The organism is Halorubrum yunnanense, assembly GCF_026586675.1.
GTDB lineage: Archaea > Halobacteriota > Halobacteria > Halobacteriales > Haloferacaceae > Halorubrum > Halorubrum yunnanense.
Genome location: NZ_JAODIX010000081.1, coordinates 1 through 9938 on the forward strand (window position 1 = coordinate 1; position 9938 = coordinate 9938).

General features: G+C 57.3%; 13 protein-coding genes and 1 pseudogene. 4 read left to right on the forward strand and 10 right to left on the reverse strand.

Translation table 11 applies throughout. The features are described from left to right. Window positions 1-111 precede the first annotated feature (111 nt). Together N5096_RS15355 and N5096_RS15360 are read left to right on the forward strand one after the other, a co-directional pair. Complete coding sequence (locus N5096_RS15355) at window positions 112-591, forward strand: hypothetical protein (RefSeq protein WP_267665676.1); 480 nt, start codon at window positions 112-114, stop codon at window positions 589-591. 272 nt (window positions 592-863) lie between these two features. Further along, window positions 864-1094, forward strand: a complete 231-nt coding sequence (locus N5096_RS15360; protein WP_053772517.1) for a hypothetical protein — start codon at window positions 864-866, stop codon at window positions 1092-1094. Between the two features lie 202 nt (window positions 1095-1296). Here N5096_RS15360 and N5096_RS15365 read toward each other — a convergent pair whose 3' ends face one another. From N5096_RS15365 to N5096_RS15405, 9 genes and pseudogenes are all read right to left on the reverse strand, one after another. Beyond that, window positions 1297-2184: an energy-coupling factor ABC transporter ATP-binding protein gene (locus N5096_RS15365; protein ID WP_379790573.1), complete on the reverse strand. Its 888-nt coding sequence runs from the start codon at window positions 2182-2184 to the stop codon at window positions 1297-1299. After that, the gene (locus N5096_RS15370) at window positions 2181-2996 is read right to left on the reverse strand and encodes an energy-coupling factor transporter transmembrane component T family protein (RefSeq protein ID WP_267665678.1); all 816 of its coding nucleotides are present in this window, start codon (window positions 2994-2996) and stop codon (window positions 2181-2183) included. Before N5096_RS15370 ends, N5096_RS15365 begins: the two co-directional genes overlap by 4 nt. A gap of 2 nt (window positions 2997-2998) precedes the next feature. Then, window positions 2999-3322 carry a cobalamin transport operon protein gene (locus N5096_RS15375; protein ID WP_309243313.1) on the reverse strand — a complete coding sequence of 108 codons (324 nt, stop codon included), beginning with the start codon at window positions 3320-3322 and terminating at the stop codon, window positions 2999-3001. Then, window positions 3322-4002, reverse strand: coding sequence for an energy-coupling factor ABC transporter permease (locus N5096_RS15380; protein WP_267665680.1), 681 nt, complete (start codon window positions 4000-4002; stop codon window positions 3322-3324). Before N5096_RS15380 ends, N5096_RS15375 begins: the two co-directional genes overlap by 1 nt. 135 nt (window positions 4003-4137) lie before the next feature. Further along, window positions 4138-4233 (reverse strand): annotated as a pseudogene (locus N5096_RS15385) (nickel-responsive transcriptional regulator NikR); the annotation flags it as partial. Between the two features lie 675 nt (window positions 4234-4908). Then, window positions 4909-5337, reverse strand: a complete 429-nt coding sequence (locus N5096_RS15390; RefSeq protein WP_267665681.1) for a CopG family ribbon-helix-helix protein — start codon at window positions 5335-5337, stop codon at window positions 4909-4911. 153 nt (window positions 5338-5490) lie between these two features. Continuing rightward, complete coding sequence (locus tag N5096_RS15395) at window positions 5491-5976, reverse strand: DoxX family protein (RefSeq protein ID WP_267665682.1); 486 nt, start codon at window positions 5974-5976, stop codon at window positions 5491-5493. A gap of 118 nt (window positions 5977-6094) precedes the next feature. Next, on the reverse strand, window positions 6095-6724 hold the full coding sequence (locus N5096_RS15400) for a nitrous oxide reductase accessory protein NosL (protein ID WP_267665683.1): 630 nt from the start codon (window positions 6722-6724) through the stop codon (window positions 6095-6097). 184 nt (window positions 6725-6908) lie between these two features. Further along, a complete protein-coding gene (locus N5096_RS15405) occupies window positions 6909-7268 on the reverse strand; it encodes a DUF7471 family protein (protein ID WP_267665684.1) in 360 nt (119 codons plus the stop codon). 113 nt (window positions 7269-7381) lie between these two features. Between N5096_RS15405 and N5096_RS15410 the strand changes: the two genes are divergently transcribed. Together N5096_RS15410 and N5096_RS15415 are read left to right on the forward strand one after the other, a co-directional pair. Then, complete coding sequence (locus N5096_RS15410) at window positions 7382-7885, forward strand: winged helix-turn-helix transcriptional regulator (RefSeq protein WP_267665685.1); 504 nt, start codon at window positions 7382-7384, stop codon at window positions 7883-7885. Window positions 7886-7981: 96 nt separating this feature from the next. Beyond that, window positions 7982-8668, forward strand: a complete 687-nt coding sequence (locus N5096_RS15415; protein WP_267665686.1) for an SCO family protein — start codon at window positions 7982-7984, stop codon at window positions 8666-8668. 105 nt (window positions 8669-8773) lie between these two features. Here N5096_RS15415 and N5096_RS15420 read toward each other — a convergent pair whose 3' ends face one another. Then, a complete protein-coding gene (locus N5096_RS15420; RefSeq protein ID WP_267665687.1) occupies window positions 8774-9574 on the reverse strand; it encodes a sulfite exporter TauE/SafE family protein in 801 nt (266 codons plus the stop codon). Window positions 9575-9938 lie beyond the last annotated feature (364 nt).

A 9938-nucleotide genomic window follows, 5' to 3' on the forward strand; every position in this document is an offset into this window, starting at 1 on the left:
GTTACCCCGTCGAGCCGACTCATTACCAGCTCTACTACGCATAGAGGTAAATATTTTCTTTAATCACTATGAGTCAAAAGTCAATTGATCGGGGTCCGTAGTCGATAACGTTTGTTTACACTTCCATTCGATCCCGGCGACGGAACGATCTTTGGTGCCCAAGCCATCGGCGAGAGCGGCGTCGATAAGCGAATCGACGTCCTCGCGACGGCCATCGCACACCGGGACACCGTGTTCGATATCCGCGATTACGATCTCGCGTGCGCGCCGCCATACCCGGCCGCGAAAGACACGGTTAACGTGTTAGGAATGATCGGTGCGAACGTCGTCGAAGGCATCGCCGATGTCGTCCACCTCGACGAGCTTCTCGAACGGAAAGACGAGGCAACGGTCATCGACACCCGCCCTCCGGAGATGCGGAGGCCCAAGGACGGATCGACGGCGACGAGAACGTCCCGCCTGGCGAGCTCCGAGAGTGGGCCGCCGACGCCAACCCGGACGGGGAGGTGCTCACGTACTGTAAGATCGGGAAGAGCTCCTACATGGCAACGCGGGTACTGGCAGAGTACGGGATACCCGCTCGCAGCCTGACCGGCGGCTACTACTGCTGCGAGTACGCGACGACGGACGACGGCGAACGAGTCGAATCCGTGCCAGCAGAGTGACATCCTCCCTGCGCTGAAGCCCGAGGATTTCTCCTCGATTCTCCGTAAGCGCAGATTGACGGTACCGACTCGTGACTGACACGGCAGATTCAGCTACATCAGTATTGTACTATTAAAACAATTAAACCCTTCGACAAAAATAAGTTTTTAAAAATGAAACTAATCTTTACTTTTGTCAAACCCGTATTCGGTAGTACGATGGTAGTTGAAACAGCGGAACTCCAATCGGAACTGGAAGAAAAAGGCGAACTAATGCTCGCAGTTTCAGAGTTCGATGAACCGCTGGAGATGCATCTCCACGATTCAGAAATCGAGGACGGGGTCATCAAGATTCAGTTGACAGACGGCGTCCTCACATTCGATGTTGACGAAGTGGTCGCTGTGTGGCATCATACGCACTCACTTGCTGACTTCGGACTTGAGGACTGATTTCAGCGACTGAACTTCTCGATTTTAACCTAGTCGCTATAGAGCGACCGAATTGCGGTTTCATATTTTAAAACTGGCTGTGTTAATGAGAGTCGGCTGAGCGATGATACCCCGCTGGCCCAGCATAGTGTGTTATCGACGCCGCATCAGATACCGATAAGCGTGGTTTTACACGTTTTTCGAGAGACGTCGGAGAAGGCGGTCAGTCATGTCTGTGTCCGTCCGTGGAGGGTTTCGGTGCGGTATTCGAATTTCCAGCCTCCGTCAGGAGCGACACGAGGTCCGATTCGGTCACCGGCTGTGCCGTCGCCCCCAGCCCTGCGTCACGAGCCACACGAACCGCGCTCGGCGGGTGAAGGTTCGCGTCCGCCAACAGGGCGTCGTCGTAGAACACCTCTCGGGGTGTTCCGCCTCCGATGATGTTGCCCTCGGCCATTACGCAGACGCGGTCCGCGACTTCGGCGGCGAATTCGAGGTCGTGCGTCGACAGGACGACACTGATACCGTCCTCGTGAATTTGCTCGATCCGCTCCGCGACCAGCTGGGACCGATCGGGATCGAGCCCCGCGAGCGGTTCGTCGAGCACGACCACACTCGGTTCGAGGACGAGCACACCGGCGAGGCCAGCGAGCCGTTTCTCCCCGCCGCTCAGGTAATGTGGGATTCGGTCGTCGAGGTGGCTCGCGTCGACAGTCGCCAGCGCTTCACGAGCGCGTTCCCTCGCTTCGTCTCCGGGGACCCCGTAGTTCTGAAGGCCGAACATCACGTCGTCGAGGACCGTGGGCGCGACGAGTTGCGTGTCGGCGTCCTGAAAGACGAAGCCGACCTCCTTTCGCGCGTGCGGCTTGTTGTCCTCGGTGATCGGGGTGCCGTCAACGACGAGCTCGCCGTCGTCGGGAATGAGGGTCGCGTTCAGATGTTCGAGGAGCGTCGACTTTCCGGCGCCGTTGCCACCGACGAGGACCACGACCTCATCGGAATACACGGAGAAGTCGACCTCGTGCATACCCACCGTCCCGTCCGGGTACGTGTGGGCTTCACACTGTAGATCAACTAGGGGCCCCCGCTCCTCAGAGCGATCCGAACTCATACTGGAACCACCTCGTAGACGCCGACCAACGCGTAGGCGACGACGCCGGTGTAGCAAGCTGCGATAGCGACGAGCTCGCGAGCGGGCGGTCGTGGGACGTCCCCGTACAGCGTGAGGTCGCCGTCGTATCCACGGGCTTCCATCGACTTGACGAGTCGTTCGGACTGCTCGATCGCCGACAGCATCGTCATGCCGAGGATCCTGGCGTACAGCCGTTTGTTCGACCAGAACTCCGAGAAGTTCGCTCCGCGGGAGAGCGCGGCTTTCACCAAGTCCTCAAGCGTTTCGAGCATAACGAACGTGAACCGATAGGTGAGTAGGGCGATCTGGTCGATCGGTCGCGGGAGCAGTCGCCCGAGCATGTACGCGACATCGGTGTATTTGGTCGTCATCGATGCCGTCAGCGCGAACGTGACGACCGTGAGTGACCGACAACTGAGCTCCAAAAAGAGGGTGAGACCCTCCCACGTGACCGAGAAGCCGCCGAAGGGCGTCGGAAGTGCGCCCCCGATCGGCGTCCCCGGTTCGAGAAACGCCAGCGGTCCGGCAACCGAGACGATGAACAGCATCGGGAGCGTGTACCAGCCGATGAGCCGCCGGTACGGTAGATCCGCGACTCCGTAGACTACCAGTACGGTTCCGTACAGACCGGCCAAGAGCGCGAGGCGGTCGAACACTGTGACGGCGAGAACGAGCACACCGACGACACCGATCTTCGTCCACGGGTTAATTCGATGTAACGGTCCGTCTCGCCGCTCGGCGAACGCCGTGATGAGCCGGGGGTCAGGGACGTGATTCGAGAGCGTTGTCACGGTTACCGTGTCGGTCGTTCGTCATCACCGAAGCCGCCGTAACGGTCGACGTAGACGTACAGCCCGAGACCCAAGAGGGCGAAGGCGAGAACAATTCCGCCGAATTCGACCATCAGTCCGCCCTTCCGGATGGGACCGGCAACGATGATACCACGTCCAAGATTCACGAGCGAGCCACCGCCGTCTTGGACGCCGCGTTGAAGTGTTTGCGAGGCCCGCTTTGCCCATGGAACGGCACCACCGGTCGCAGTAAACCCCCAGTAGCCGACGGCGAGGAACGCCGAGAAGACGGCAGCCATGCTACCGTACTGCTTCCAGCGCTGCATCAGGCTGTCACCCCCGTGGGCTCATCGCGAGTGTCGCGGTCGGTGAGTCCGACGAGGTCGGGACGCACTGAGGCGAGGAATTGGACGATGAGACCCGTAAGGATCCCTTCGACGACGGCGACACCGAGGTTGAGAGCGGAGAGTCCACCAACGGCGATCAGCAGGTCACCACGCGGGAGTGCGCTCCCGTTAACCCCGCTGATAACGATGATCGCCCCCATCAGGAACGACCCCACTGAGAGGCCGAGTGTCGCGGCACTCGCGCTGGCGGGGAAGACGTCCCACTCCATCCCCAACAGCGTCTTGAACGCGTAGTAGGCGACGATCGCTTCGCTGGCGTTGATCAGCGTGTTCGCCCCGATTAATCCGACCGCTCCGTGTCCGAGCGCCGCCGAAAAGATGTTGACGACCAGCGCGACGAGCGCGCCGAGTAGCGGTCCGGCGATGATGCCCACGAGCCCGGTGAGGTTCATGTGAATTCCGCCCCACACTGGAATGTTAAGCTGGAAGACCGCAAAGCTCGCAGCCGCGCCAACACCTGCGAGTGCGATCTGGTGTGTCTTTATTCCACCTTTCCGTATCCGGTAGACTACAGTGGAGATTAGTCCAGCACCGATCAGCGTCCACAGCACGAGCGCCCAGAGGGGGAACGACCCCTCTCCAAGGTGAATGTGCGGCATGTCCGTTTAGCAATTATGAGTCCAGATATAATAACTTTGCTGTATTTGAGATATATAAAATAATAAGAAAAGCGCAAGGTTGGTCCGTGATTTAATTCAAAACGTCGGCACACGTGCCGGAGACAGTGATGCCGAGATTACCTCGCTCCGGCCGGTATAGCCGTGTTCTTCCGTAAACGGATCGAGATCTTCTTGGAGTCGCTCCGTCATCGAGGAGCTCACGATGGGCATATGTTAAAATTAGATTCGAGCTTGACATCCTCCTCCGCGTAAACGCGGAGGAATCCTGAGCGTTGGAGATTTCAGGTTTCCAGCCCCACCGAATCCCAGTGCGGTGAGAATCCGTGTGGGATTCACGGACTGTAGCGGGTGGGACTGCTGGGAGTGCCAAGCCCCCGGTACTCCTATCCTCGACCATGTTGGGACTCCCAGAGTTGTTTTTGCCTCGGGGAGTCCGGCAGACTTCGACGGACTTAGAGTTACTTCTGTGGTGCGTACAGCAGTCGGGCACAGCATCAGTTCATTATAAGAACCGACCGTTCACCCGACTGGTTCCGATTACTGTCTCATTGCTTGGGGCGGACAGGCCGCCATCGTAGGACTGACCGGAATCGCTCTATTTCCGGTCTGATTCCTGCCCATATATAGGTCTATCTGTCACTTTAAGCCACGGATTGTCAAATATCCGATCGGCTATCACTACGTGGACAAGTTCAGAATTGTCGGATTCATCCTGCGGCTGAAGCCGCAGGTATTCTCCTTGATACTCTATAAAAATATATTATAAATTTGCTCAGAGAGTGCCTCTGTGGCTATCGTCCGGAAGTCGGGAGAACATATCTAACAGGTGAAGTCAGCAGATATATTCACAATCGGTGTGGATTCACCGAGAGAGACGAAACAGAATCAGCTCAGATCGGCCAGCGGGCTGAAATCATCCACTGGTGAGACAGAGTAATCAACTGTGAGAGTGTCCTTGGTCGCTCGAACCTTCCCAACGAACGCTGAAATCTCTTCGAGAGACCCTTCGAGCACAAACAGTTCCATACAGTGGTGTCCGCCAACGTGACTATGGAAATTCGAAGCGACGATATCCTCGTATTCGTGGCGAAGGTGCATCATTTTCTCTTCGACAGTCGTCGTCTCGTAGTCGAATAACACGGTAACCACTCCCATCAGTTCGCGCCCTTCGAGTTTCTTGTCCTCAAATTCACCCATGAGGTTCCTGCTCGCCTCCCGAAGTACCTCACTCCGACCAGTGTATCCGTGGTCGTCGGCAAACTGATCAATCCGCTCAAGCAAGTCCTCAGGCATTGAGACGCTTACTACGCTCATATAGCAACTTAACCGGCAATATATATTAAGATTTATTATTTTTTTATTCGCTGGTCGCCTATCGAGATTCCTTGGATAGAGAAGCAGAACGTCTCGACATCATCAGCTCTGGCTCAAAATTCGCAATTCAGCACGAGCAGTTAATTTTCTGACTCACGCCGACGCAGATTCGTCCCTGACGGTGCTTCCCAGAACGAGTGCGCCGGCAATGATTACGAGGTTCTTTACGATATACTGACCCTCGACCGTTAACCCGTACGGGAACGTGGTATAGACAACTTCAGGGAGCAGTACCATCGGGAGGAACGTCCCCGGAAGTTGGAGTGCCAACAGCAGCAATCCAACACGCGTAAGCGGTGGATAGAGCAGACAGATCCCGATGATCACCTCCCACACGCCAAGTACCGGGACGAAAAACTCAGGCGGAAGAACGTACACCGTAGAGGCGACGAGGTCACCGGCCGGCGAGACGCCGAGTATCTTGAGTGCGCCGAACCAGATGAACACCACTCCGACAGCGGTTCGCAACGCTGGAACACTCCAACGGTCCATTTTCGATGCCAGTGTCGCGTCGAGTGCGTCTAACCGCTCTTGATACACGGTTATCGTGTCTTTCGATTCGTTTTCTGAGGTTGCCATCGCGTGTGTAATAGCTACGATTTTGCCGGACAAAAGCTTCTAGCTCCTGATCAACCGTGTCAGATTCTTTGAGTAGAACCTGTGTGGTTCTCATTATCTCCACTATGAAAAAAGTCAATTAGTTCATCTCAGTCATCTGGATTCCATCAACGAGTGACCGATCGATGTCGTCGTACCCGATCGTCCGTCCGCCGTAATTATCAGCGAACGATTCAGCTTCGCTGGGTTCCGAGAACGGCATGAGATCTGGCCCCATTCCACCCATTACATCCGATTCGATGACGTATGTGAGGCCCGTGGCATCGGCGAATGTATCGGGGGCGGTCGGTGCTGGCATCTTCTTTCGCTCGGTGTCTTCAGGGATTTCCCAATCGACACGGGAGTAGTCCGTGACGTAGATTGCGCTCGCCTCCGCACCGTCTGCTACCAGATTAAAATGGTACGGGAAGAGGCCATGTGCGAGCGTGTGAAACCAAGCAAGGTTCTCAGTTCCTTCGGAGCCTTGGACGGGCCCCTGTCTAGGTTCGGGTTCTGTATCGGCGTAGAACACCTGCCCATTAGGGCCTCCATGGTCTCCAATGACCATTCCACCTTGATAGTCAGTCTTTTGACCCGACAAATCCACCGGTTCAGGACTTGAGCCAGAGGATCCCCCAACGCAGCCAGCCGTTCCAATTACGACTCCCAAGCCGACTGTATGAACGACCTGTCGACGCGATACCAAATGCGAGTCAGGTTCAGTTTTCATAGCTGTATTTCTTCATATAGAGTCAATACGGTTCTGGTGTGACTGTCGAACGGCGTTTGCCAGAGGACATAAACCACTCACAGGAGGCGTTCGCTCCGGATCAACGAGCGTACAGATCGGTCTGGAGTGGACGATGTCTGGCACTGATTGGTATGGGGGTCGAGCTGGCTAGGACTCAACCAAGCTAGTCGCTTGTGACATCCTCACCAAGCGAACCCGGGGCGTGAGCGTACACGGCGTAGAGGATCATCGCAGCGATCAGGAAGTCAAAGCTGTGTTCGACGAAGTGGTGAACCGGCATCGGAACAGCTCCCAGAACAGTCCCAGCTCCAATCAGTGACCGTAGAACAAGCACCCCAACCGCGGCGCTGATCAGTCGGTACTGGCCGGTCTGCCGGCGTCGATACGCGACGAGGCTCACGACGAAGAGCGCGCTCGTTCCGATTCCGGCACACGCGATGACGGCCAGCAGTACGGGCGACCCCTGAACGGTCAATGGCACGAGAGCCGAGAAGACGGGCCGAACGATGAGCGACGCGATCACGACACTGGCCAGTATGCGTTGGGAGTGATAAGAAGACACGGGGCAAAACGTTCTCGTGGGAGGAAAGCCCCGACAGGTTTTATTTCTCAGCCGATGACAGGCGAATACTCACGATGGCGACGACCAGAGATCGGGTGCGACGACACGTCCGCGAGACGCCCGGCGTCCACTTTAATCAGGTGGAACGCGATCTGGACATCGCCACCGGACAGGCGCAGTATCACCTCCGACGACTGGTGAACGACGAGGAATTGATCGTCGAGCGGATCGCTGGTCGAGCTCACTACTTCGATCCCACCTTCGACCCGTGGGAACGACGGGCGCTCGCGTTCCTTCGACGTGAGACCGCCCGCGAGATCGTGTTCCGACTCCATTTGGACGGTCCTCTTCGCCCGGATGTACTAACTACAGAATTGGATCTCTCACGAAGCACGGTTTCGTGGCACGTCTCGAACCTGAGCGACGCTGGAGTCGTCACGAAGTCCGACGACCGTCCGATGACGATCACGCTAACCCGCCCGGAACACACAGCTGAGTTGCTTGATGTGGTGTCGCCCTCGCTGCCAGACCGGCTCGTTGACCGGTTCATCCGGACTGTCGACAGCCTCTTCGAATGAGGAGCTGACTGGCTGGGTCCGCCCGGATTGGACGGGAGCGGCGCATTCGAAGGTCACACCAGATACCTCAAGACCGCGAGACCGATATACGAACGTATGGACCGACGGAGTTTCTGTAAAACGGTCGGCGTCGCGGGAGTCACCGCCGGCACTGCCGGTTGTCTTGGTGTCCTTGGCAGCAGTGGCGCCGAAGGGACCGTTCTCGGACCGCCGGAGCGAGACCTCAGCGAGGCGTCATTCCCGAGCTACGGTGACAACATGCCCGAGTTTACCGTCCCCGACCCGATCCACGGTGAGGAGATATCGACGGCCCAATTCGAGGGCGAGCGCGCGGTGCTGTGGACGTCATTTTACACCAACTGTCCGGACGGGGTGTGTCCCGCACTCATTCTCCGGCTCCGTCGCGGACAGGAGGCCGCCGCCGAGGCGGGGTACGGCGACCAAGTCGCGTTTCTCCCCATCACGTTCGATCCCGAGCGTGATACCCCCGAGGCCCTCCGCGAGTACGCCGGGCAGCAGGGGGTTGACCTCGACGCGGGTAACTGGCACTTCCTCCGCCCAGAGACCTACGAGCGGGCCCAAGAGATACACGACGAGCACTTCGGTCTGAAGATCGAGAAGCAACCAGCAGATGACATCGAGAATCTAGAGTATCGTTTCCCGCACTATGGGCTCATTATCCTTGCCAATAAGCAAGGGATCATCGAGCGAGCGTATCCACGGGGCCCGCGAACAGACATCGACCGGCTCGTTGACGACCTCGAACGAGTTGCCACCGCGTGACAGTTCTTGGGTTCTGGGAGGCTAGCCACCGTCGTTTTCCGCATCGTAGTTGTCGATTGGAGCTCGTCGCCTGTATCGAGCCAGCGAAAAGGGTCCAGTGCTCGGTCAGTGCCCCATCGCGCCCCCGAGGGGCTGGTAATGCGGGAACATCGGATGTGGGAGGTGAACACCGAGTGCCATCAATCCGTGCGCAAACAGCACGTACCCCAGCACGACGAACACCACACCGAGTAGCCGATGAACGCGTCGCCGGTGGGCAACGTCGATCGACTGGATAATCGTCCCATAGAGGAAGACGGCTGGAATCGTCCCAACACCGAGAGCACCGAGAGCGATTCCCCCGGTGGTCGGGGAGCCGCTCGCGAAGGCGAACAGATACGCGGGATACAGCATCGGGCAGGGAAGAAACGCGTGGACGGCGCCGAGACCGACAATACTCGGGCTGTTCACGTGTTGGTGAACTCTCGTTGCGAGCCACGACGTGACGCGCTGGACGCCAGGGATGCGAATGTCGCCTCCGCTTCCACCGATGACGTATCGAACGCCGGTCGCCACAATGAACCCTCCGACCGCAAGACCGACAACACCTCGGAGGAGGTCGGCGATCGGTGTCAGCTGGTCAGCGGTGACGAACACGATGCTTCCGAGCGCGCCGAAGACGGCCCCGAGAATAGCGTACGTCGTCGCCCGGCCGACGTTGAACAGGAAGTGCTGGCGAACCTCGTAGGTCGTGAGATGACCGGCACGCCCGTCGTTGGCTGTCACCGTCCCGCCGTCTGGCTGCGGCGTCATCTGTTTCGAGTACATCGTCACTAACGGCCCACACATCCCGATACAGTGTGCGCCGCCCAGCACGCCGATGAGAACGAAGAGGACGACGTCAATCCGGAGGAGCGACTCGATCATAGTTGTTCTCGGTTGCGTACGGATTTGTGTCGTTTGGTGTGTCTCTCGAACGAGCTCTGCGGATTCAATAAAAAATAGAAAGCGATGCTAGAGTAAGTATATTATTCTATATATTTAAGTAGAAAATAGAAGTCACGCATCAAACACATCCTCTAATGTTATAGAAATTGAGACTACAGGGGGTTTATGACGATAGTTGCGGGTAGTGTAGCTATTGTCCCAAGCATCGCAACGTGCCAGAGTTGAGAAATTCGGCGGCCTTGAGTATTCGAGAGCATGCGCTGTATTGTACAACTATGAGCCTGTCATAGAAACCATCTCATAGCTTGAGCTTTTCGCGGCCGGGGTCGTCTCCCCGCTCGAA

Bases quoted from the DNA above. Each gene is read 5' to 3' on its own strand.
- N5096_RS15395 (WP_267665682.1), bottom strand. From the start codon at position 5,976: ATGGCAACCTCAGAAAACGAATCGAAAGACACGATAACCGTGTATCAA.
- N5096_RS15360 (WP_053772517.1), top strand. From the start codon at position 864: ATGGTAGTTGAAACAGCGGAACTCCAATCGGAACTGGAAGAAAAAGGC.
- N5096_RS15420 (WP_267665687.1), bottom strand. From the start codon at position 9,574: ATGATCGAGTCGCTCCTCCGGATTGACGTCGTCCTCTTCGTTCTCATC.
- N5096_RS15375 (WP_309243313.1), bottom strand. From the start codon at position 3,322: ATGCAGCGCTGGAAGCAGTACGGTAGCATGGCTGCCGTCTTCTCGGCG.
- N5096_RS15365 (WP_379790573.1), bottom strand. From the start codon at position 2,184: ATGAGTTCGGATCGCTCTGAGGAGCGGGGGCCCCTAGTTGATCTACAG.
- N5096_RS15410 (WP_267665685.1), top strand. From the start codon at position 7,382: ATGGCGACGACCAGAGATCGGGTGCGACGACACGTCCGCGAGACGCCC.
- N5096_RS15415 (WP_267665686.1), top strand. From the start codon at position 7,982: ATGGACCGACGGAGTTTCTGTAAAACGGTCGGCGTCGCGGGAGTCACC.
- N5096_RS15400 (WP_267665683.1), bottom strand. From the start codon at position 6,724: ATGAAAACTGAACCTGACTCGCATTTGGTATCGCGTCGACAGGTCGTT.
- N5096_RS15380 (WP_267665680.1), bottom strand. From the start codon at position 4,002: ATGCCGCACATTCACCTTGGAGAGGGGTCGTTCCCCCTCTGGGCGCTC.
- N5096_RS15390 (WP_267665681.1), bottom strand. From the start codon at position 5,337: ATGAGCGTAGTAAGCGTCTCAATGCCTGAGGACTTGCTTGAGCGGATT.